Here is a 21,922-nt window from a genome sequence, read left to right as displayed (position 1 = left end):
CGTCCGCCCGCTTTCCTAGCGTGGAGACAGTGCCCCACTCCTCCTCCGACATCCATGTCCCATCCGCTTCGAACTGGCTCGGCCACCCCGCTGCCGCGGCCCTCCGCCTGGGCGGCGCCGCGCTCGTGCTGCTCGCCCTCGGCATGATGTGGGCGTCCCGCATCGTCTTCCCGGGCAATACCTACGTGAGCGGGCTGGGGGCTGCGGGGGAGATCACGTCGGTCGCCTTCAACGTGTCGCTCGCGATGGTCGCGCTCGGCGGCGCGGCGTCGGCCGTCGGGCTCTGGGGCATGCGGAGCGGCCGCGGCCTGTTCGGCGCGTGGGCGGTGAGCACGAGCCTGCTCGCCGCGAGCGCGATGTTCGGGGTCGGTGCGGCCGTGCCGTGCAGCACCGGCTGCCCGATCCCGCTCTCGCCGGGTGCCGCCCCGCAGGACCTCGTGCACACGACGGCCGCGGTGCTCGGCTTCGCGCTCGCCGGGGTGGCGATCATCCAGACCCTCAGGTTCGGCCGGGTCTACGCGGTGCTCGCGGTGCCGAGCCTCGTGCTCGTGATCGCGGCCGCCTCGGCGGGAGGCATCCTCTCGCTCGCGGGCGTCGCCACCGGGCTCGGCGGATGGCTCGAGCTCATCGCGACGACGTCGGCGCTCCTCTGGCTGACCGCCGTGTCGCTGGCGACCCAGCACCGCATCACGACCGCAGCCGTGCTCGGCCGATCGATGGCGGATTCCCAGACCCCGCATGCCGCGCGCCCAATAGGCTGGACGGGTGGCGCACCGCATCTACATCTGCTCGGCTGAGGGCAATACGGGCAAGTCGACCGTGGCGCTCGGCGCACTCGACACCCTGACCCACCGCACGACCAGGGTCGGCGTGTTCCGGCCCATCGCGCGATCGACCGCCGAGCGCGACTACGTGCTCGAGCTGCTGCTCGCCCACGAGGGCGTCGTGCAGATCCCCTACGACGACGCGGTCGGCGTGGGATACGACGACGTGCACGCCGACCCCGAGGGGGCGCTCGCGACGATCGTGAGCCGGTTCAAGGCCGTCGAAGACAGGTGCGACGCGGTCGTCATCATCGGCTCCGACTTCACGGATGTCGGCAGCCCCACCGAACTCGCCTACAACGCGCGCATCGCCGCGAACCTCGGCGCCCCGGTGCTGCTCGTGCTCGGCGGCCGGGTCGGCGATGGGCAGGGGCGCAGCCGGTCGGAGCGGCTCGGCTACTCCGATGCCCGCAGCCCCGAAGAGCTCGCACAGCTCACCGAGCTCGCCGTCGAGGAGCTCGAGCGCGAGCACGCGACCCTGCTCGGCATCGTCGCGAATCGCGCCGACCCCGAGCGACTCCCCGAGATCGTCGACGCCGTGGCGTCGGCCGCGCGGCCGAACAGCGCCTCGATCGCCGCCGGGCGCGGCGCAGAGACATCCGTCGCCACCTGGGCGATTCCCGAAGACCCGTACCTCGTGGCGCCGTCGATGCGCGCCATCATGGAGGCGGTCGACGGCACGCTGCACGCGGGCGACCCCGAACTCCTGAACCGCGAGGCGCTCGGCGTCATCGTCGCGGCGATGTCGATGGAGAACGTGCTCAACCACCTCACCGAGGGCGCCGTGGTCGTCGTGCCCGGCGACCGCAGCGAGGTGCTGCTCGGCGTGCTCACCGCGCACTCGAGCGCGACGTTCCCGTCGCTGTCGGGCATCGTGCTGAATGGCGGCATCCCGATCGCCGAGCAGGTCGAGCGGCTCATCGACGGCCTGAAGGCCGGGCTCCCGATCATTCGCACCGAGCTCTCGAGCTACGACACGGCGCTCGCGATCACGCACACGCGCGGCCGGCTCGCCGCTGAGTCGCAGCGCAAGCGCGACACCGCCCTCGCCCTCTTCGAGAAGCACATCGACGGCCAGGCGCTGCTCGACCTGCTCGAGGTCGCGCGGCCCGAGGTCGTGACGCCCCTCATGTTCGAGTACGACCTGCTCGAGCGGGCGAGGCAGACCCGCAAGCGCATCGTGCTGCCCGAGGGGTACGACGACCGGGTGCTGCGAGCCGCGGCGACCCTGCTCGCCCGGGATGTCGCCGACCTCACGATCCTCGGCGAGGAGATCGAGGTGCGGTCGCGGGCGATCGGCCTCGGCCTCGATATCTCGAAGGCCGAGGTGCTCTCGAACCACGACTTCGTGCACGTCGCCCGCTTCGCCGAGGAGTACCAGCGGCGGCGCGCGCACAAGGGCGTCACGCTCGAGCAGGCGCGGGAGACCGTGCAAGACGTCTCGTACTTCGGCACGATGATGGTCGAGCTCGGACTCGCCGACGGCATGGTCTCGGGTGCCGCGCACACGACGGCGCACACGATCCGGCCGTCGTTCGAGGTCATCAAGACGCGTCCGGGGGTCGACGTGGTCTCGAGCGTGTTCCTGATGGCGCTCGCCGACCGGGTGCTCGTCTACGGCGACTGCGCGATCGTGCCCGACCCGACCGCCGAGCAGCTCGCCGACATCGCGATCTCGTCGGCCGCGACCGCGGCGCAGTTCGGCATCGAGCCGCGCATCGCGATGCTCTCGTACTCGACGGGGGAGTCCGGCTCGGGCGCCGACGTCGACAAGGTGCGCCGGGCGACCGAGCTCGTGCGCGAGCGCGCGCCGCAGCTCGCGGTCGAGGGGCCGATCCAGTACGACGCGGCAGCGGATGCCGCGGTTGCGCGCACGAAGCTGCCCGAGTCGGATGTCGCGGGGCGGGCGACGGTCTTCATCTTCCCCGACCTCAACACCGGCAACAACACGTACAAGGCGGTGCAGCGCTCCTCGGGCGCCGTCGCGATCGGGCCCGTGCTGCAGGGCCTGCGCAAGCCCATCAACGACCTCTCGCGCGGCGCGCTCGTGCAGGACATCGTGAACACCGTGGCCATCACGGCGATCCAGGCAGCAGACCCGGCATGAGCATCGTGCTCGTAGTGAACTCGGGGTCTTCGTCGTTGAAGTACCAGCTCATCGACGTCGAGGAGTCCGAGACGCTCGCGAGCGGGCTCGTCGAGCGCATCGGCCGCGGCGTCGGGCACGCCAGGCATCGTCATGAGGGGCCCGAGAACGACAGCCTCGGCTCGACGTGGGACGCGGCCGTCGAGGTGCCCGACCACGAGGCCGCCTTCGCGGTGATGCTGGAGGCGTTCGCCGCGCACGGCCCCTCGCTCGAGGCGCACCCGCCGATCGCGGTGGGCCACCGGGTCGTGCAGGGCGGGGCGAGGTTCTTCGAGCCGACCGTGATCACCCCGCTCGTGAAGATCAACATCGACGAGCTCTCGGCGCTCGCGCCGCTGCACAACCCGGCGAACCTCGAGGGCATCGAGGCGGCGCAGCGGGCCTTCCCAGACGTGCCGCACGTCGCCGTGTTCGACACCGCGTTCCACCAGACGATGCCGCCGGCTGCCTATACCTACGCGATCGACCGCGAGCTCGCCGCGAAGCACCGCATCCGCCGCTACGGGTTCCACGGAACCTCGCACCGCTTCGTCTCGCGTGCCGCTGCCGCGTTCCTCGAACGCCCGGTCGAGGAGCTTCGCATGATCGTGCTGCACCTCGGCAACGGGGCATCCGCGTGCGCGATCGCCGAGGGGCGCTCGATCGAGACGAGCATGGGCATGACGCCGCTCGAGGGGCTCGTCATGGGCACCCGATCGGGCGATATCGACCCTGCGGTGCTGCTGCACCTCGAGCGGCGGGCGGGCCTCGACGCCGACGGCCTCGATCGGCTCCTGAACTCGCAGAGCGGCATCCTGGGGCTCAGCGGGCACGCCGACATGCGCGACCTCGTGGCGGCGCGCGACGCGGGCGACGAGGCGGCGGCGCTGGCTCTCGACGTCTACGCGCACCGGGTGCGCTCCTACGTCGGGGCGTACGCCGCCCAGCTCGGTCGGGTCGACGCGATCGTCTTCACGGCGGGCGTCGGCGAGAACTCGCCCGAGGTGCGCGCGCTCACGCTCGCCGGCCTCGAGGGCTTCGGCGTCGAACTCGACGCCGCGCGCAACCGGGAGCGCAGCGGTGAGGCCCGGCGCATCTCGACGGATGCCTCGACGACCGCCGTGCTCGTCGTGCCGACGAATGAAGAGCTCGAGATCGCGCGCCAGACGCTGGAGCTCGTCGGCGCCTGACCGGCGCCCCTCCCCGCCTCGCACGACGGTTTGCGCCGCTGCGGTGGGCTTGCAGACGTCCTCCCGCCGGCTAGGTGTCGTGGGAAGCGTCGCAGTGATCTACAAGAACTGTTGCACAAGAGTTCTTGTGTAACTATGCTGGCGGCATGAACGACCCCCGCGAGACCATCGACCTGCACGATGCCGGAGCCATGCGGGCGCTCGCGCACCCGATGCGCCTGCGCATCCTCGGCCTGCTGCGGGTCGAGGGCCCGAGCACGGTCGGCGCCCTCGCCGCGCGCACCGGCGAGGCCCCGGGGTCGGCGAGCTACCACGTCGCGACCCTCGCCAAGCACGGCTTCGTGGTCGAGGCGCCCGAGCTCGCCCGCGACAAGCGCGAGCGGTGGTGGCGGGCCGCGCACCTCATCACGAGCTGGCGCACCGAGGAGTTCCTGGAGGACCCCGAGGCCCACGCGGCATCCGACGCCATGCGGCGCGTCGTGCTCGACTCGTACCATCGCGAACTGCTCGACGCGATCGACGCCGAGGCCGAACTCGAACCCGAGTGGGTCGCCGCCTCCGACTCGAGCGACGGTGCGGCCCGGCTCACGATCGACGAGTTCCGCGAGCTGAACGCCGAACTCGACGCGGTGCGCGAGAAGTGGTGGGCCGTCGGCCGTCAACCGCGCCCGGGCACGAGAGCCGTGCGCTGGATGACCCACACGTTCCCGAGGCCCGAGCGATGACGAACGACACCACGCGCACGACGGTCGAGCCTTCGACCACGGATGCCCCGCGCCGCCGCACCCCGCTCGTCGCCCTCTTCGCCGCGCAGCTCTTCTCGCTGTCGGGCAACGCGATCGCGCTCATCGCGATCCCGATCATCGCGCTCACCCAGACGGGGTCGCCTCTCGCGGCCGGCGTCGCGGGCGTCTTCGCGACCGTGCCGCTCGTCATCGGCGGCGCCCTCGGGGGAGTGCTGGTCGACCGATTCGGCTACCGCACGTCGTCGATCGTCGCCGACGTCGCGAGCGGCGTCACGGTGCTCGCGATCCCGGTGCTCGCGGCGACCGTCGGGCTGCACTTCGGGGTGCTGCTCGCCCTCGTCTTCCTCGGCGGCCTGCTCGATGCCCCCGGCGACACCGCGAAGACCGTGCTCATGCCCGACCTCGCCGAGCTCGCACGAGTACCGCTCTCGCGCGCGGCCGGTGCGCAGTCGACCGTGCAGCGCACCGCCATGATGATCGGCGCGGGCGTCGCCGGCGCGCTCGTGGCCATCGCCGGTCCGATGCCGGCGCTCCTCGTCGACGCAGCCGGCTTCGCGGTGTCGGCCCTGCTCGTCGTGTGCTTCGTGCCGCGGCGAGCCGCGGCATCCGTCCCCGAAGGGGAAGCCCCCGTGCAGGGCGGGTTCGTGGCGGGCATCCGATTCATCGCCGCGTCGCCGCTGCTGCGTTCGATCGTGCTGCTCGTGACCCTCACGAACGCGATCGATGCGGCGGGCATCACGGTGCTGAAACCGGTCTACGCGACGCAGGTGCTCGGCGACCCGGCGGTGCTGGGATTCATGGTCGGATGCTTCGCGGCCGGCGCGCTCACCGGCTCGGCGCTCTTCGCCGCCGCCGGCCATCGCTACTCGGGTCGCGTGGTGTTCGCCCTGTGCTTCGTGCTGGCGGGAACGCCGCCGTATCTCGCGATGGCGCTCGGCGCGCCGGTGCCGGTGCTGCTGCCGATCCTCGTGTTCTCCGGCCTCGCCGCCGGGGCCCTCAACCCGATGATGGCGACCGCGATGTACGGGCTCGTGCCCGATGGCGTGCGAGCCCGCGTGTTCGGCGCGATGACCGCGGGCGTCGCGGCCTCGATGCCGCTCGGCGCCTTCCTCGGCGGCCTCTCGGTGGAGCGGTTCGGGCTCGCGCCAACGTTGCTCGGGTGCTCGATCATCTACCTCGTGCTCGGCTCGAGCCCGCTCTACCTGCGCTCGTTCACGGGGCTCTCGGCCGCTCGCACCCCTACGGGGGTACGGGGTGCGAATGGCTCACCCGTGTGATGTGAGCGCTGCACCGGCTCCGTACGCTCGCAGCACGGTCGATATCGGCCGGTGAAGCACACCCCCGAAACGTTCGTCTGAGTTCCATTCGCACCTTCGGATGACGAGATGAGCGCACATGAGCTTGCAGGTCGTAGAACGCCCCGACGGTGCACTGGGCACCATGTCGCCCGTGATCCTCACGGCGGGTCGTCGCCGAGAGGGTGCCGACCCGGCGCAGAGCGGCTTCGCGCAGCTCTCCCGCCAGATCAAGGCCGAGGGCCTCCTCGACCGATTCGTCGGCTTCTACGTGCGCAAGGCCGCCTTCTGGACCGTCGTGCTCGGCGCCGTCATCGCGGCATCCGTCGTGATCGGCGATTCGTGGTGGCAGCTCGTCGTGGCCGCAGCGCTCGGCGTGATCTTCACCCAGTTCGCCTTCATGGCGCACGAGGCCTCGCACCGCCAGGTCTTCCGCTCCGGGCCCGCCAACGACTGGGCCGGGCTCTTCCTCGCGAACTTCGTGGTCGGCATCAGCTACAGCTGGTGGATGAACAAGCACACGCGCCACCACGGCAACCCGAACGTGATCGGCCGCGACCCCGACATCGTGAAGGACACGATCTCCTTCCTCGAAGAGGATGCCGCGGAGAGCCGCGGGCTCGTGCGCATGATCACGCGCAAGCAGGGCTACCTGTTCTTCCCGCTGCTGCTGCTCGAGGGCATCAACCTGCACGTGCACGGCATCCGCCACGTGCTCGGCAAGGGCACGGTCAAGCGACGCGGGCTCGAGATCACGCTCATCGCAGTTCGCCTCATCGGCACGGTCGCGCTCGTCTTCTGGGCGTTCCCGCCGCTGCTGGCCGCCGTCTTCCTGTTCGTGCAGCTCGGCGTCTTCGGCGTCTACATGGGAGCCTCGTTCGCCCCGAACCACAAGGGCATGCCCCTCATCCCGCGCGGCATGCGCGTCGACTTCCTCGAGCGCCAGGTGCTCACGAGCCGCAACATCCGCGGCGGCAAGTTCATGGACTCGTTCATGGGTGGCCTGAACTACCAGATCGAGCACCACCTGTTCCCGAGTATGGCGCGGCCCGCGCTCGCCCGCACGCAGCAGATCGTGCGCGAGTACTGCCGCGAGAACGACGTGCGCTACACCGAGACGGGCCTCGTCGAGTCGTACGCGATCGTCATCGCCTACCTCAACCGGGTCGGGCTCGCGGCGCGCGACCCCTTCGACTGCCCGATGATCAACTCGTACCGCCGGCGCGACTGACGCCCGCGGGCGAGCAGGTCGGGGACGCTCGGGTCGCGGACGCCCGGGTCACGGCACGACCGTGCACTGCGGGTTGGTGCCGGCGAGTCCCATCGACGCGTTGGCCTGGGACCAGGCCGAGGTCCAGCCGCTCGAGTGCACGAAGCGCACCGCGACCGACTTCGTCCCGCCGAGGAGGCCCGACAGGAGGCCTGAGTCGAACTTGGTCGTGTAGACGCCCGACACCGGTCCGGTCGTCGTCACCGAGCCGAGCAGCGGCCCGACGATGACCTCCAGCCCACTGAGATCGCCGACGCCGTACTGAGCGTTCGAGCTCGTGAATCCGGACCCGGCGGGCACGGTCCACGTGACGGTGATGACCGGCGTGAGACCGGCGAGGCCGGGAACCAGGGTGCACGTGGGGCCGAGCACCGGCCGCGGCACCGTGAGCGCGGCGAACGAGCCGGTCGCCTGCTCCGGACCGCTCCACGCCGCCTCCGTCTCCACCGCAGAGCCGAGCGCCCCCGTCGACAGGATGAGCGCGCCGCCGATGACGGTCGCGGCCGTGCCCGCCGCCCATCGCTTCACGGCGCTGTCCGCCGTCCGTGTCTCGCGACGAGCAGCAGGACCCCGCCCCCGAGCGCTGCGACCGCAGCGCCCCACAACGATGCGGCGGGCGCCCATCCGCTCCGCGCCAGCCCGTCGTCCCCGGTCGCGGGGCCGCTCCCGCCCGTCGCCACCGTCTCGCCGTACCCGTCGGCCGTGACGGTGAACACGGAGCTCGTCGGTGCCGGGTCGTCAGGCCCTGACATCCGCGCTTCCACTCGAAGCCATCGGGCCTCGGTATCGGGCATGGTGCCGAGGTCGAAGACGTCGCGCTCGAGGAGCGGGGTGGTCGGCACGAGCACCGACGCGTTCGGGCAGGTCCCGTCGACGGTGCGACGGTCGCACGCCGTCACGGTCACGTCGAGGAACGGGTTCGCCGAGCCCGCGGCGGCGAGGGACATCCGAATGGCTCCGGGCGACGGGGCGTCCGCCTCGACGCCGACGATCCACACGGCGCTCCCGCCCGGTGCGAGCGATCCCATTGCGGCGGCATCGCCGATCGACGTGAGGCGGATCACGTCGCCCTGCACGACGGTGACGGACGTCGCCGCCTCCGCGCGGCTCGGCGATGCCGCGACTGAGGTCGCGAGCACCGCGATCCCCACCGCGGCGACGACGGAGGTCGCCCCGCGGCCGCTCGACGATCGGGCGTGGCGAGGGCCGCTCGGCCGGCCGGCGGTCGAACCGTGCGGGCCTCGCGGCCAGAACGCCCACACCACGAGAGCCGAGGCGAGAAGCGTCAGGGTGCCGAGCACGAGCGGGTTCCCGAGAGCCGCGATCGTCGACGCCACGCCCGGCACCGCGAAGAGCACCACCCGGACCGTGGAGACGCGGTACGGTGCCGGGTCGTCGACCGGGTTCGCGTCCCCGCGGAGTGTGAGCTCGCGTTCCGGCCCGGCTCCGGCCGCTGCTCCCGAGATCGCGACGACGCGGTGCGTGATCGGCAGCCGGCCCGGACGGTCGACCGTCACCACGTCGCCGACCTCGACCGATGCCACCGGCACCTCGCGCACGAGCGCGGCGGCGCCGGCAGGGATCGCCGGCGACATCGACCCGGTCGCGAACAGCATGATCGAGACGCCGAACGCCACCGCGGCCACGACGAGCACGATGCACACGGCGCCCCCGGCTGCGGCGACGGTCAGCAGGACGTCCCCGATGACGGATGCCGCGCTCCGCCGCCGTTCCGACGCGGCCGCCTGCGGATGCGAGGTCATGACGCCGACGTCGCGGTGACCGACCAGGTGATGACGCCGGTGCGACCCTGGGTCGTGTTCGGGGCGGTCGTCTTCAGCCGGACCTCGAAGCAGAACCGCACGGTGTTGCCGGCGTTCGCCGACAGCGCCGCCTGGACTCCCGCGGGAACCGCGGTCGCCGCGACGTACGCCCCCGAGTGCACCACGGCGGCGCACGAGGTCGCCGTCGTCGTGACGATCGCCCGGTACTCGAGCTGCCCGGTCAACTGGGTGTCGCCGGTCGGGACGGCCGAGGCGAGGAGGGCGGTGCCGCCCACCGTGCTCGCGGCGGTGGGCGAGTCGCCGGCGCCCGTGGTGCGCACATCCAGACCAGCCGTGAAGAGGGCGCCGGGCGACATGCCCGTCGCGGCGAAGGCGAGCGTCGCGGGGGACTGGTCGTGGCTGGCGAACGTCGTGTCGGTCGAGTTCTTCGAGACCGTGTCGAACACGCTGGAGCCGAACGTGCCGCTGGCGTTCTCGGCATCGTTCCAGGCGGCGAGCGTCGCGGTCGCGCCGACACCGAGCACGAGCCCTCCGGCGAGCAGCGCTCGCCAGCGACCGGGCGGTCGTGCCCGGGCCTTCGGGCCCCGGTGCCGAGCCACGCGATTCCCTACGGCAGCGGCGTCGTGGACGTGCCGATGAACACCCAGCTCACGGTGCCCGTGAGGTTCGGGTCGAGATCGGGGCCCGCCGTCACGACGAAGCAGAGGTTCACCGGGGTCGTCACCGCGGTGAGGTCGAAGGCGTCGGTGAGTCCGCCGGCCGTCGTCGGAGAGTCGGGCACGAGCACGGTGCCGGTGGTCGTCGAGTCGCATCCGAAGGCAGTCGGCTGAATCAGCCGGTACGTGAGGTCCGCGCTGATCGGGTCGGCACCGAGCGCTTCGATCTGCACACCCGCGGCGTTCGTCGACCCCGCCTCGAGCTGCACGGCGAACGGCGCGTAGACCGTGTCGCCGGGAGCGAGCGCGTCGGCGTCGACCTCGAACGCGAGTGTCTTGCCCGGTGACGTCGGGCTGCTCGAGAAGGCCGTGCCATCCGTGCTGCCCTCGATGCCGAACTGGCCCGACCCGAAGGTGCCGGTCGCGAACTCGGAGTCGTTCCACGCCGCCAAGGTGATGGCGGCGCCGACGCCGAGCACGAGCCCGCCCGCCAGAATGGCCGAAACCTTGCGCCGCCGGTTCGATCCCGGACGGGAACCGCCGCCGTCGATCCGCTCGTCGATTTGCGTGCCTGTACTCATGATGCGCCCCCCGGCTCTGGTCCCCCGACCACGTCATGCACGATGCTCCGGAGCCTATTCGCCGCATCCGCCGCTCCGAAGTCCCCTTTCCTGCGGACACGAATGACCCCCCGATGGGGGATTTCCCGCAAACTCTTCCGCCGGGGCCCGATCGCGCCCTAGGTTGTGCATGAGCGCACGGCGATGACGGCGGGTGCTCGGGGGAAGCACAACGATATCTGGGGGGTATCCGATGCGTTCGGATCGTTCGACGACCAATTCGCCTGCGCGCCGTCGCCGCGGTGCGCACCGAGCCGAGCGGGTACCGCGCAGAGGTGCGGCATTCCGAGCGCTCGCATTCGGCGGCACGCTCGCCCTGCTGTCGGCCGGCGCGGTGATCCCCGCGCAGGCGGCGCCCGGCGACACCTCGCACGCCGAGGGGGAGTTCCTCTCGGGTTCGCTCCTCGATCTCATGAACCTCGACGCCGTCGTCGGCATCGACGGCGAGACGGCCACGAGCGACGGCGTCACGCCTGAGACGAACTCCCAGAACCTCGGCCTCGGTGCCCTCGGCCTGCTCAACGTCGACATCGGTGGCGGCATCCAACTGCCGATCAATTTCACGAATGCGGGCGTCGTCGGGCAATACGCGAGCGCCGCGACGGATGCCTCGTCGATCGGCGCATCGGGCCTCATCTCCGATGCCGGGGCGATCGGAACCGGTGTCACCCCGGCTCCCGGGGTCGCGCCCGGCCCGATGACGTTCGACCTCGCCCAGTTGCTCGGCACAGGCTTCGCAGGCACCATCTCCGATCTCGACCTGGCTCTCGGCGTCGTCAGCGCGAACGCCTCGGTGGCCGCGGGGGGCACACCAGTCGGCGACTACGAGATCGCGCGTGCCACGGTCGTGCTCGACAGCCCGGTGATCGAAGGCGTGACAGGCTCCGTGAACGGAGCCGTCGCCACGCTCGACACCGCGGTCGACGGGCTCGCCGGTCCCTCGGGCTCACTCGTTTCCGGAGTACTCGGCGCCGTCGACAGCGTGCTGGCCGTCGGCGGTCTCGGTGATGCCTCGGCCTCGGTCACCGTCGACCTGCCTGCGGCAGTGGCGCCGATCCTCGCGGCTCCACTCGACTCGGGCGGGGGCGTCGTCATCAACCTCGCCGCCGGCACCATCACCCTCGACCTCGACCAGCTCGTCGGAGGTCTCAACGGACTGGACCCCAGTACGGAGCTGCTCTCCGCTGCGGTCCTCACGGAAGTGACCACCCAGGTGGCTGCACTCATCGACGGCCTCGTCGACGATCTCGGCACGGCGATCACCACGGCACTGAACAACGCGACGGTCACGATCGACGTCGACGTGAACGCGATCGGACTCGTACCGCTCGTCAACGTGACCGTCGACGGCACCCTGCTCCAGATCGCGAACGGCACGGCCGCCGTCGACATCACCGCGCTCGGGCTGCTCCCGATCACCGGGCTCACCGACGCCATCGTCCTCGGGGCGCTCGCCCCCATCGTGAACGCCGTGATCAGCCCCACCACCGGTGCCCTCGGCACCTTCCTCACCTCGCTGACGACCAACGTCCTGAACCCGGTCATCAACTCGCTGAACCCGGCGATCGAGCTGCTCGACACGGTGGTGTCCCTGCTTGCGAACGTGCAGGAACCCGAGCCGCCGGTGCAGGGTGCGGTGTTCCAGGAGACGGCACTCCGGCTGAGCCTGCTGCCGACGACGATCGTGCCCGAACTGCTGCAGCTCAACCTGGCGCGCGCACTCGTGGGGCCCAACTCCCTTGCACCCCCGGCGCCGGTGCTCACCGCCCTGACTCCTGACGAGGGGCCGGTGACCGGCGGCACATCCGTGTCGGTGACGGGCACCGACCTGGCCGGTACGACCGGACTCACGGTCGATGGCGTGCCCGTGCCCTTCACGCAGGTGAGCGCGACGGAGGTCACGTTCACGACTCCGGCCCATGCGGCAGGGGCCGTCGATGTGGTCGTCACGACGCCGGGCGGGCCGAGCAACGCATTGCCGTTCACGTTCGTGCCGGTTCCCGTGCTGACGGCGCTCTCGCCCGATGAGGGCCCGGTCGCGGGTGGTACCCCTGTCACGGTGACGGGTACCGATCTCGCAGGTGCGACGGAGGTCACGGTCGACGGCGTATCGGTGCCGTTCACGCAGGTGAGCGCGACGGAGATCACGTTCTCGACCCCGGCGCACGTCGCCGGTGCCGTCGATGTCGTGGTCACGACGCCCGGCGGACCGAGCAACGCGTTGCCATTCACGTACATTCCGGTGCCGGCGCTCACCGCGCTGACGCCCGACTCGGGTCCGGTCGCGGGCGGAACCATCGTGAGCATCACGGGCACCGGCCTGGCCGACGCCACCGGAGTGACGATCGATGGCGGATCGGTGACGTTCACGCAGGTGAGCGACACCGAGATCACCTTCACGACCCCTGCACACGCTGTCGGTCCGGTCGACGTGGTCGTCACGACGCCCGGAGGTGTGAGCGGCGCGCTGCCGTTCACCTACGTTCCCGCTCCAGTGCTCGTCTCGCTCGCGCCTGACGAGGGCCCGGCCGCGGGCGGCACGCCCGTCACCATCACGGGCACCGCGCTCGGCGAGGCGACGGGCGTCTCGGTCGACGGCGTGACGGTGCCGTTCACGCAGGTGAGCGACACCGAGATCACCTTCACGACTCCGGCCCACGCGGCAGGAGCGGTCGATGTGGTCGTCACGACGCCGGGCGGGCCGAGCAATGCGCTGCCGTTCACGTACTTGCCCGGGCCGGCGCTGTTGGCCCTCGATCCCGACCTCGGCCCGATCTCGGGCGGCACGCCCGTGACGATCACCGGCTCGGGCTTGGCAGGCGCGACGCTCGTGACGATCGACGGGGCATCCGTGCCGTTCGCGCAGGTGAGCGACACCGAGATCACGTTCACGACCCCCGCTCACGCGGCGGGAGCCGTCGACGTGGTCGTCACGACGCCGCTGGGGGTCAGCAACGCGCTGCCCTTCACGTTCGTGCCGGCACCGTCGCTGACCGCCCTCGATCCGAACCAGGGTCCGACGATCGGCGGCACCATCGTCACCATCACGGGCACAGCCCTCGCCGGGGCCACGGCGGTGACGATCGACGGGGCATCGGTGCCGTTCACGCAGGTGAATGACACGACGGTCTCGTTCGTGACGCCGCCGCACGCCGCAGGAGCCGTGGATGTCGTCGTGACCACGCCGGGTGGCACGAGCACTGCGTTGCCGTTCACCTTCGTGCCGGCACCGGTGCTGACCGAGCTCGATCCAGATGAGGGGCCGGTGGCCGGTGGCACCTTGGTGACCATCACGGGCACCGACCTGGCGGGCGCGACCGAGGTGTCGATCGACGGGGCATCCGTGCTGTTCACGCAGGTGAGCGGCACCGAGATCACGTTCGTCACTCCGCCGCACGTGGCGGGTGAGGTCGACGTGACGGTGACGACGTCGGGTGGCGAGAGTGACGCTCTGCCGTTCACGTACGTGCCGCTGCCCGTACTGGCGGCGCTGGCGCCCGATGAGGGGCCGGTCACCGGCGGCACGCCCGTCTCGGTGACGGGCACCGGTCTGGCCGGTACCACGGAGCTCACGGTCGACGGCGTCTCGGTGCCGTTCACGCAGGTGAGTCCGACGGAGGTCACGTTCACGACGCCGGCTCACGCGGCGGGCGCGGTCGACGTGGTCGTCACGACGCCGGGCGGGGCGAGCAACGCGTTGCCGTTCACCTTCGTGCCGGTGCCGGTGCTGACGGCGCTCTCGCCCGATGAGGGTCCTGTGATCGGTGGCACGCCCGTGACGATCACGGGCACCGACCTGGGCGGCGCGACGAGCGTCACGGTCGACGGTGTCGCGGTGTCGTTCGTGCCGGTGAGTCCGACGGAGATCACGTTCACGACGCCGGCGCACGCTGCCGGCGCGGTCGATGTGGTCGTCACGACGCCAGGCGGGCCGAGCAACGCTCTGCCGTTCACGTACGTGCCACGGCCGGCGCTCACGTCGCTCACTCCTGATGCCGGGCCGACGGCGGGCGGCACGCTCGTCACGATCACGGGCACCGATCTCGCCGGTGCCACCGAGGTGACGATCCACGGGGTGTCGGCGGTCTTCACGCAGGTGAGTGACACGGAGATCACGTTCACCACCCCGCCGCACGTCGCGGGCAACGCCGTCGTCTCGGTGACGACGCCGGGCGGCTCCAGCAACGGCTTGCTGTACACGTACTTCGACGTTCCGGCGTTGACAGCACTGGCGCCCGATGAGGGGCCTGCAGCCGGCGGCACGCTCGTCACGGTGACCGGCACCGACCTGGCCGGCGCGACCGGGCTCACGGTCGACGGGGCATCCGTGCCCTTCACGCAGGTGAGTGAGACGGAGATCACGTTCACGACACCGGCGCATGCGGCCGGGCCGGTCGACGTGGTCGTGACGACGCCGGGCGGGGCGAGCAACGCGCTGCCGTTCACGTACCTGCCCCCGCCGGTCCTCACGGAGCTGACCCCCGACAACGGGCCGGAGACCGGCGGAACTCCGGTCACCATCGCGGGCACCCAGCTCGGTGGGGCGACGAGCGTCACGGTCGACGGGGTCCCGGTGCCATTCACGCAGGTGAGCGACACGGAGATCACGTTCACGACGCCGGCGCACGCCGCAGGTGAAGCCGACATCGTGGTGACGACACCGAACGGGGCATCCGCGCCGCTGGTGTTCACCTTCACCCCGGTCACGACGGTCGACGGGGTCACACCGCCGACCGGTCCGCCGGCGGGCGGCACCGAGGTCACGATCTCGGGCCACTGCTTCACGGGCGCCACCGCGGTGCGATTCGGTTCGACGCCGGCGACCTCGTTCCGGGTCGTGAACGACATCACGATCGTGGCCGTCTCGCCGGCAGGAACCGGCACCGTCGACATCACCGTGGTCGGCAGCGCGAATTGCGGCACCGGAAGCCTGCCCGGCGGGTTCGGCTACGTCGCGGCCGGCGGTTCATCCGGTGCTGCATCAGGCGGCGGCATCGCGACGACCGGCGTCGAGCCGTTCCTGCCGATGCTGCTCGGCGTCATCGCCCTGCTGATCGGGGGAGTGGCACTGCTGGTCGCGCGTCGACGTCGAGGCGCTCAGCGTTGATCGACGGGATGGCCCGTTCGCAGCGGTGGCTGTGAACGGGCCATCTGCGTGCCTGGCTCGTCAGCGGGCGTGCCGCGCGCAGTCGATGCAGAGCTCGGCGGTGGGCCTCGCCTCGAGGCGCGGCACGGTGATGCGCTTGCCGCAATTGCTGCAGACGCCGTAGCTGCCGTCGTCGATGCGCCCCAGGGCGCGATCGATGTCGGCCAGTTCGGCCCGCGCATCGGCGAGCACGGCGGTGCGCTGCGACCACTCCTGCGTCATCGTCGGCCCTTCCGGGTCGTGTTCGTCGTCGGCGGAGGCACCGGATCTCGCGGCTCGCACCTCGCTCATGACGTCGCCGAACTCGGCGAACCTGCCCTCCGCATCGGCCCGCTCCTGCAGGAGTTTCGTCCGGAACCGATCGAGCTGTGCCTGCGTCATCGTCGACAATTCGCACCCCTTCCGATTCACGCATGGTACGCCCTCGACATCCGGCCGTGGTGTCGGACGCGGCAACTACGATTGAAGCGTGGTCACCGCCCTGTATCGCCGCTACCGGCCAGAGACGTTCGCCGAGATGATCGGCCAGTCCCAGGTGACGGAGCCGCTCATGACGGCGCTCCGCACCGATCGTGTCAATCACGCCTACCTCTTCAGCGGCCCTCGCGGCTGCGGCAAGACGACATCGGCCCGGATCCTCGCGCGCTGCCTCAACTGCGCAGAGGGCCCGACGGATGTCCCGTGCGGCGTCTGCCCCAGCTGCGTCGAGCTCGCTCGGGGCGGGGGCGGGTCGCTCGACGTCGTCGAGATCGACGCGGCGAGCCACAATGGCGTCGACGATGCGCGCGACCTGCGCGAGCGCGCCGTGTTCGCCCCTGCGCGTGATCGCTTCAAGATCTTCATCCTCGACGAGGCCCACATGGTCACGCCGCAGGGGTTCAACGCCCTGCTGAAGCTCGTCGAAGAGCCGCCAGAGCACATCAAGTTCATCTTCGCGACGACCGAGCCCGACAAGGTGCTCGGCACGATCCGGTCGCGCACGCACCACTATCCCTTCCGCCTCGTGCCGCCCGGGCCGATGCTCGAGTACGTGCAGCAGCTCTGCACCGAAGAGGGGGTCGAGGTCGCGCCGGGCGTGCTGCCGCTCGTCGTGCGAGCGGGCGGCGGTTCGCCGCGAGACACGCTCTCGCTCCTCGACCAGCTCATCGCCGGTTCCGAGGGGCCCACGATCGACTACGAGCGGGCCGTTGCGCTGCTCGGGTACACGCATGGTGCGCTGCTCGACGAGGTCGTCGATGCGATCGGCGCCGGCGATGCAGCGGGGGCGTTCGCCGCGGCCGACCGGGTCGTGCAGACCGGCCAAGACCCGCGTCGCTTCGTCGAAGACCTGCTCGAGCGGCTGCGCGACCTCATCGTCGTCGCGGCCTCGTCGCCCGAGACCGCCGCGGCGGTCCTGCGCGGCGTACCCGAAGACGAGTTGGCCCGCATGGCGGCCCAGGCCGCGGCGTTCGGCCAGGCGGAGCTCTCCCGCGTCGCCGACCTCGTCAACCAGACCCTCACCGAGATGACCGGCGCCACGTCGCCGCGCCTGCACCTCGAGCTCATGCTCGCACGCGTGCTCGTGCCGGCGGCCGACGACACCGAGCGCGGCGCCCTCGTGCGCGTCGAGCGGCTCGAGCGCCGGGTCGGCGTGGCCGACGCCGTCGGAGCGGCTCCTGCGGCGCCCGACGCGAGCCCCGCCGTTCGCGCTGAGCCGGCCACACCGGCCGCTCGGGTTGCCGCCGAACGGCCGTCGCCGCCGGCAGCGGTCGGCGACGTCACCTCGGCGTCGCGTGCGCCTGCGACATCCGCGGCCGCGAAGTCCGAGGCGACGCCGGCGGCTCAGGCGCCCGTGCCTGCGAGCGCGGGCACTGCGCCCGACGTGTCCGAAGCCGCTCGGCCGGCGAAACCCGTCGGACCGGTCACGCTCCAGCAGATCCGCGATGCCTGGCCAGAAGTGCTCTCCTCGCTGCAGCGCACGAAGCGCAGCGCCTGGATGGTCGCCTTCACCGCGCAGGTGCGCGACTTCCGCGACGGCGATGTGCTCGTCCTCGCCTTCCCGAGCGAGCACGACGTCGCCGGGTTCCGCGGCGGTGCGCCCGGGCAGAGCGTCAGCGAACTCCTCCGCGAAGCGATCGTCGACGTGCTCGGCGTCCGGGTGAAGTTCGTGGCGCGGGTCGACGGGGCCGGTGGCACGCCGACCGGTGGTTCGCCGGCCGCGATCCCGCCGGCACCCGCGACACCGCAGCAGCCGGTCACGCCGTCGATGCCGAATGCAGGCGCTCCGACGGCTGAGGCGACGGGTCCGGCAGCAGTGCAGGGGGAAGGCCTTGCAGCCGCAGCGCGTCCCTCGGCATCCGAGACACGATCGAACCAGGCCTCGAGCTCATCCGCATCGCGTCCATCAGCTTCCGACCCGGCGGCAACGAGCCCGGCGCCGTCGGGCCCGGTCGACTCGTGGGCGACCGTGGCGATCCCGCGCGACCCGAGTGAGAGCGACGGCGCCGAGTCCGCCGCGTCGGGCAGCCGCACCGCGACGGCACTCGCCGAGCGACCGGAGTCGCCCGCAGCCCGCTCTGCGCCCTCGGCACCGGTCGTCGAACCTGCCGTGGCTCCTTCGGCGGCCGCGCGCGTCGACCTCGACGCTCCGCCCGACGATGCCGACGCGCCTCCAGAAGACGAGGAGCCGCCGTTCGATCCGGGGCCCGAACCCGAGGTGATCGTCGAGGCCTCGTCCGCACCGGCGGCTGCAACCGAATCGGCTTCGGCTGCCCGTGCCGACCGGGCACCCCAGCGCGCCACCCGCCCGCAGCCGAATGCCGGCGGCGACGGCATCCAGCGCTACGGCGAGGCCGTCGTGCGCGAGGTGCTCGGTGCCACGTTCCTCGAAGAGATCGAAGCGCCGGCCCGGCCCGGCTTCGGGGAGCGTGGCTGATCATGTACGAAGGCATCGTCCAAGAACTGATCGACGAGCTCGGGCGTCTGCCCGGCATCGGCCCGAAGTCGGCCCAGCGCATCGCGTTCCACATCGTGCAGACCGAGCACTTCGACGTCAGCCGCCTCGCCGAGATCCTCATGCAGATCCGCGAGAAGGTGCGGTTCTGCGAGATCTGCGGCAACGTCTCCGAAGAGGCGACGTGCGGCATCTGCCGTGACCCGCGACGCGACCCGGCGCTCATCTGCGTGGTCGAGGAGGCGAAAGACGTCGTCGCCATCGAGCGCACCCGCGAGTTCCGCGGGTTCTACCACGTGCTCGGCGGCGCGATCAGCCCGATCGACGGCATCGGCCCAGACGAGCTCCGCATCCGCCAGTTGATGCAGCGACTCGCCGACGCGACGGTGACCGAGGTCATCATCGCGACCGACCCGAACCTCGAAGGCGAGGCGACCGCGACCTACCTCAGCCGCCTGCTCTCGACGCTCGAGATCCGGGTCACGCGACTCGCCTCGGGCCTTCCCGTCGGCGGCGATCTCGAGTACGCCGACGAGGTCACCCTCGGCCGCGCATTCGAGGGTCGCCGCGTCGTCGGCTGATCTCGGGCGCTTGACGCTCCGCTCGCGCGCGGCTAGAACGGAGCCATGGCGAGCAAGGGCACGGAGTGGGTCGCGGGATACGTCGCGGCATGGCAGTCGAACGACCCGGCCGAGATCGGGGCGCTCTTCACCGATGACGCCCGATATCTCACGAGTCCCGATTCCGAGCCCCGCATCGGTCGCGACGCGATCGTCGCGGGCTGGCTCGAAGACCTCGACGAGCCGGGTTCATGGGCGTTCGACTGGCACATCGTGCACGAGCACGACGACTTCGTCGTCGTCCAGGGGCGAACCGACTACCCGACCGAGCGCGACTACCTGAATCTCTGGATCATCCGTCTCGCCGACGACGGCCGCGCCACCGAGTACACCGAGTGGTACATGCCGCGGCCGCACGAGGGCTGATCGCGACTACCGCAGCACCTCGACGAGCACGACCCACGCGATGATCAGCGCCGCGATGATGCTGAGCACCGAGCCGACGGCCATGACGATGAGGCCGATCTCGACCGTGCCGACGATCACGAGCACGGCGCCGGTGAGAAAGGCCGCGACGGGCAGTACCCCGGCGACGCTCTTCAGCGCCCGCTCGGTCGGAGCGACGTGGCGTTCTCCGGCGACCACCCGGATGGCGTGCACCTGGAAGACGCCGGCGACGAGCGCCGCGACGAGCACCTCGATGCCGTAGGCCACGGCAGGCTGACCGGGGACCAACCCGAACGCGCCCGCCGTGATCGCCAGCACGAGCGCCGCGATCGAGGAGGCGGCACGGGGCGGCAGCGTCACCGACTTCATGATCTCGGCGATGTTCACCGACATCGCGACGATGAGGAGGCCCGCGAGGGCGGCGGTCGCGCCCACCATCGCGACGTTGAACTCCGACCAGCTCGCCAGCGGCTCCGTCATGGGACCACGCTACCGCCGCTCCCGCGAACGTCACAGGGCCGGGTGCGTCCGCAGGCCCGCCAGCTGGTGGATGAGCAGCCGGACGCGCGCACTCCAGGCGGGAGCCGAGCGTCAGGTCACGAACACAGGGTGAGCTGTTCCACCGCCGATGAGAGAGCGGCGAGTCCGCCGATGAGATGCACACCCACGACCCGTTCGGTCAACAGGCCCGTCGCGGTCGGCAGCGGTACGCAGCCGGGCGTTGCGAGGTAGATGGGGGCGCCATACATGGCGGCGAGCGGTCCGCCGGAGAGCGCATCGGCGAAGTCGAAGCCCGTCGAGAGGAACGCGTGATCGGGGTTGTCGAAGGCGAACGCATTGATCTTCGCCGCAACGGCGTAGCGGTCGTCGCCCTCGAAGCGGGTCGTGCCGGCGATCTGACCCGTGAGCCCCGCCGTGATCGATCGTTCAAGGGAGGCGGAGAGCGCGACCGGGCCCCCGACGAAGTACAGATCGTCGGCGCCGAGATCCTTGATGAGGGCGATCACATCGGGATCCGCGGTGTTCGACCAACTGTCGACGAGGACGACTGGCGCCCGGAACTGAGCAGCAGCCGGCCCTGCTGCGAGCGCGTCGGGGAAGTTACGCCCGGTGGCGATGAACACGGCATCGGCGCCCGAGCTCTCGAAGCCCCGCCGGACGAGTAGCTCGGCGGTCTCGAATCGGTCGGCGCCGCCCACGCGGATGACGTCGGTGCTGCTGTCGACGAAATTGCTCAACTGCTCTTGCACGCGGTTGGACACGGCGGACGATCCTCCGGCGATGACGATCTGCATCGGTTCGAGACGCTCGAGCTCATCGGCAACCACAGGAGGAATCGAATCCGGAGGCACGAGCAGCACCACACCGCCCGCAGCGCTCGCAGCCGGTCCAGCTGCCAGCGCATCCGGATAGTTGGTCCCGTTGGCGATGTAGACCACGGGCGCGTTCCCTTCAGGAAGGGCGGCCCGGGAGGCGGCGACCGAGGTGGCGTAGCGGTCGGCCCCCGCGAGGCGATCGACCTCGAAAACGCGCTCGGGTAGTTCGATTGACTCGAGATCCAGCACCTGACCCGAGGCGACGGTGACGTCGGTGCGATCGAAGAAGTACTTCGCATCCTGCCAGTACGTCGCGCCGACGTCGTAGCGGTCGACCGCGTAGAAGTAGAGAGCATAGGTTCCCGCTGTCAGCGCTTCGGTCTCGAGCCGGGACCCGAGAGTCGAGCTGGCGGTGGTGACACGGCTGTAGCCGCCGGTCGCCTCATCCAGCCGGTAGACGTCGACAGCTGCCCTGACATAGCCGGACTGAGTGGACGAGAGACTCGGCGCCGTCACCGTGGCGTGTACTTTCGCGCCCTGTTCCAGTACCGCATCGATGCCGGTCACGACTTCGTTCTCGGAGACAGTGACGATCGCCGCTTCGGATTCGGTTGCGCTTTCCCAGTACTCGCTCAGTGCGAGCCCGTTTCCGGAGAACTTGATCTTGTAGCGCCCAGGAGCGAGATCGAGGAATGCGAATCTGCCGTCGCGTTCAGGCGTCAGGAACGGCGTGTACGACGTCTGACCGTCGAGCGGGTACGCCCACACCCCGTTCGCGGAGGGCTCGAGCGACCCATCGACATCGACGAGGACCCTGCCTTCGATCGCACTTGTTCGCCGAGTGGTCAGCGTCAGGACGGTGTCGTCGCCGAAGTCGACCGTGATCGGTGATCCCGGATGCGCTGGATCGTAACGTTCGCTGAGCTGGTTGACCGTCTCCCAGCCGGCGCGGCCGGAGGCCTCGAGGGTGTACGAGTCCGGCGATACCCAGAAGGTGAATGCTCCGTTCGC

At 70.9% G+C, this 21,922-nt stretch carries 17 protein-coding genes; 10 read left to right on the top strand and 7 right to left on the bottom strand.

The window, feature by feature from the left end:
• Nucleotides 1–29 precede the first annotated feature (29 nt).
• From ESP57_RS05340 to ESP57_RS05315, 6 genes are all read left to right on the top strand, one after another.
• On the top strand, nucleotides 30–797 hold the full coding sequence (locus ESP57_RS05340; RefSeq protein ID WP_056010305.1) for a DUF998 domain-containing protein: 768 nt from the start codon (nucleotides 30–32) through the stop codon (nucleotides 795–797).
• Nucleotides 766–2,931, top strand: a complete 2,166-nt coding sequence (gene pta, locus ESP57_RS05335) for a phosphate acetyltransferase (protein ID WP_129230779.1) — start codon at nucleotides 766–768, stop codon at nucleotides 2,929–2,931. Before ESP57_RS05340 ends, pta begins: the two co-directional genes overlap by 32 nt.
• On the top strand, nucleotides 2,928–4,139 hold the full coding sequence (locus ESP57_RS05330; RefSeq protein ID WP_129230778.1) for an acetate/propionate family kinase: 1,212 nt from the start codon (nucleotides 2,928–2,930) through the stop codon (nucleotides 4,137–4,139). Before pta ends, ESP57_RS05330 begins: the two co-directional genes overlap by 4 nt.
• A 146-nt stretch (nucleotides 4,140–4,285) precedes the next feature.
• Entirely contained in the window at nucleotides 4,286–4,864 is a 579-nt protein-coding gene (locus ESP57_RS05325; RefSeq protein ID WP_129230777.1) for a helix-turn-helix domain-containing protein, read from the top strand.
• Nucleotides 4,861–6,162 (top strand): MFS transporter, encoded by a 1,302-nt coding sequence (locus ESP57_RS05320; protein WP_129230776.1) that lies wholly within the window; start codon nucleotides 4,861–4,863, stop codon nucleotides 6,160–6,162. Before ESP57_RS05325 ends, ESP57_RS05320 begins: the two co-directional genes overlap by 4 nt.
• 118 nt (nucleotides 6,163–6,280) lie before the next feature.
• Nucleotides 6,281–7,411, top strand: coding sequence for a fatty acid desaturase family protein (locus ESP57_RS05315; protein WP_243648406.1), 1,131 nt, complete (start codon nucleotides 6,281–6,283; stop codon nucleotides 7,409–7,411).
• A gap of 48 nt (nucleotides 7,412–7,459) precedes the next feature.
• Here the strand turns inward: ESP57_RS05315 and ESP57_RS05310 are convergent, their stop codons facing one another.
• The 4 genes from ESP57_RS05310 to ESP57_RS05295 are packed head-to-tail and all read right to left on the bottom strand — an operon-like array spanning nucleotide 7,460 to nucleotide 10,471.
• Nucleotides 7,460–7,978, bottom strand: coding sequence for a hypothetical protein (locus ESP57_RS05310; RefSeq protein WP_129230775.1), 519 nt, complete (start codon nucleotides 7,976–7,978; stop codon nucleotides 7,460–7,462).
• Complete coding sequence (locus ESP57_RS18565; RefSeq protein ID WP_207904479.1) at nucleotides 7,975–9,213, bottom strand: S26 family signal peptidase; 1,239 nt, start codon at nucleotides 9,211–9,213, stop codon at nucleotides 7,975–7,977. The genes ESP57_RS05310 and ESP57_RS18565 overlap by 4 nt, the downstream gene beginning before the upstream one ends.
• Nucleotides 9,210–9,833: a SipW-dependent-type signal peptide-containing protein gene (locus ESP57_RS05300; protein ID WP_207904478.1), complete on the bottom strand. Its 624-nt coding sequence runs from the start codon at nucleotides 9,831–9,833 to the stop codon at nucleotides 9,210–9,212. The genes ESP57_RS18565 and ESP57_RS05300 overlap by 4 nt, the downstream gene beginning before the upstream one ends.
• Before the next feature lie 8 nt (nucleotides 9,834–9,841).
• A complete protein-coding gene (locus ESP57_RS05295; protein WP_129230774.1) occupies nucleotides 9,842–10,471 on the bottom strand; it encodes a SipW-dependent-type signal peptide-containing protein in 630 nt (209 codons plus the stop codon).
• Nucleotides 10,472–10,703: 232 nt separating this feature from the next.
• On the opposite strand from ESP57_RS05295, the gene ESP57_RS05290 reads away from it, so the two are divergent.
• Nucleotides 10,704–15,617: an IPT/TIG domain-containing protein gene (locus tag ESP57_RS05290; protein WP_129230773.1), complete on the top strand. Its 4,914-nt coding sequence runs from the start codon at nucleotides 10,704–10,706 to the stop codon at nucleotides 15,615–15,617.
• Between the two features lie 60 nt (nucleotides 15,618–15,677).
• Here ESP57_RS05290 and ESP57_RS05285 read toward each other — a convergent pair whose 3' ends face one another.
• Complete coding sequence (locus tag ESP57_RS05285) at nucleotides 15,678–16,037, bottom strand: TraR/DksA family transcriptional regulator (RefSeq protein WP_115957092.1); 360 nt, start codon at nucleotides 16,035–16,037, stop codon at nucleotides 15,678–15,680.
• An 88-nt stretch (nucleotides 16,038–16,125) separates the two neighbouring features.
• On the opposite strand from ESP57_RS05285, the gene ESP57_RS05280 reads away from it, so the two are divergent.
• From ESP57_RS05280 to ESP57_RS05270, 3 genes are read left to right on the top strand one after another with little or no spacing between them, the layout of a single operon-like run.
• Nucleotides 16,126–18,570: a DNA polymerase III subunit gamma and tau gene (locus tag ESP57_RS05280; protein ID WP_129230772.1), complete on the top strand. Its 2,445-nt coding sequence runs from the start codon at nucleotides 16,126–16,128 to the stop codon at nucleotides 18,568–18,570.
• A 2-nt stretch (nucleotides 18,571–18,572) separates the two neighbouring features.
• Nucleotides 18,573–19,169, top strand: coding sequence for a recombination mediator RecR (recR, locus tag ESP57_RS05275; protein ID WP_056010280.1), 597 nt, complete (start codon nucleotides 18,573–18,575; stop codon nucleotides 19,167–19,169).
• A gap of 45 nt (nucleotides 19,170–19,214) precedes the next feature.
• Nucleotides 19,215–19,574, top strand: coding sequence for a nuclear transport factor 2 family protein (locus tag ESP57_RS05270; RefSeq protein ID WP_129230771.1), 360 nt, complete (start codon nucleotides 19,215–19,217; stop codon nucleotides 19,572–19,574).
• A gap of 6 nt (nucleotides 19,575–19,580) precedes the next feature.
• Here the strand turns inward: ESP57_RS05270 and ESP57_RS05265 are convergent, their stop codons facing one another.
• Together ESP57_RS05265 and ESP57_RS05260 are read right to left on the bottom strand one after the other, a co-directional pair.
• Complete coding sequence (locus tag ESP57_RS05265; protein WP_129230770.1) at nucleotides 19,581–20,075, bottom strand: hypothetical protein; 495 nt, start codon at nucleotides 20,073–20,075, stop codon at nucleotides 19,581–19,583.
• Between the two features lie 116 nt (nucleotides 20,076–20,191).
• A complete protein-coding gene (locus ESP57_RS05260; RefSeq protein ID WP_165877377.1) occupies nucleotides 20,192–21,679 on the bottom strand; it encodes a cell wall-binding repeat-containing protein in 1,488 nt (495 codons plus the stop codon).
• Nucleotides 21,680–21,922: the final 243 nt, after the last annotated feature.

The organism is Agromyces fucosus (genome assembly GCF_004134865.1).
Taxonomy (GTDB): Bacteria; Actinomycetota; Actinomycetes; order Actinomycetales; family Microbacteriaceae; genus Agromyces; species Agromyces fucosus.
This window is presented reverse-complemented; position numbering and strand designations above follow the sequence as displayed.

What these genes read in the sequence shown, in the direction of transcription:
- ESP57_RS05285 (WP_115957092.1), bottom strand. Translation starts at nt 16,037, where the DNA reads ATGACGCAGGCACAGCTCGATCGGTTCCGGACGAAACTCCTGCAGGAG.
- ESP57_RS05315 (WP_243648406.1), top strand. Translation starts at nt 6,281, where the DNA reads ATGAGCTTGCAGGTCGTAGAACGCCCCGACGGTGCACTGGGCACCATG.
- ESP57_RS05265 (WP_129230770.1), bottom strand. Translation starts at nt 20,075, where the DNA reads ATGACGGAGCCGCTGGCGAGCTGGTCGGAGTTCAACGTCGCGATGGTG.
- ESP57_RS05330 (WP_129230778.1), top strand. Translation starts at nt 2,928, where the DNA reads ATGAGCATCGTGCTCGTAGTGAACTCGGGGTCTTCGTCGTTGAAGTAC.
- ESP57_RS05320 (WP_129230776.1), top strand. Translation starts at nt 4,861, where the DNA reads ATGACGAACGACACCACGCGCACGACGGTCGAGCCTTCGACCACGGAT.
- ESP57_RS05325 (WP_129230777.1), top strand. Translation starts at nt 4,286, where the DNA reads ATGAACGACCCCCGCGAGACCATCGACCTGCACGATGCCGGAGCCATG.
- recR (WP_056010280.1), top strand. Translation starts at nt 18,573, where the DNA reads ATGTACGAAGGCATCGTCCAAGAACTGATCGACGAGCTCGGGCGTCTG.
- ESP57_RS05290 (WP_129230773.1), top strand. Translation starts at nt 10,704, where the DNA reads ATGCGTTCGGATCGTTCGACGACCAATTCGCCTGCGCGCCGTCGCCGC.
- ESP57_RS05295 (WP_129230774.1), bottom strand. Translation starts at nt 10,471, where the DNA reads ATGAGTACAGGCACGCAAATCGACGAGCGGATCGACGGCGGCGGTTCC.
- ESP57_RS18565 (WP_207904479.1), bottom strand. Translation starts at nt 9,213, where the DNA reads ATGACCTCGCATCCGCAGGCGGCCGCGTCGGAACGGCGGCGGAGCGCG.
- ESP57_RS05270 (WP_129230771.1), top strand. Translation starts at nt 19,215, where the DNA reads ATGGCGAGCAAGGGCACGGAGTGGGTCGCGGGATACGTCGCGGCATGG.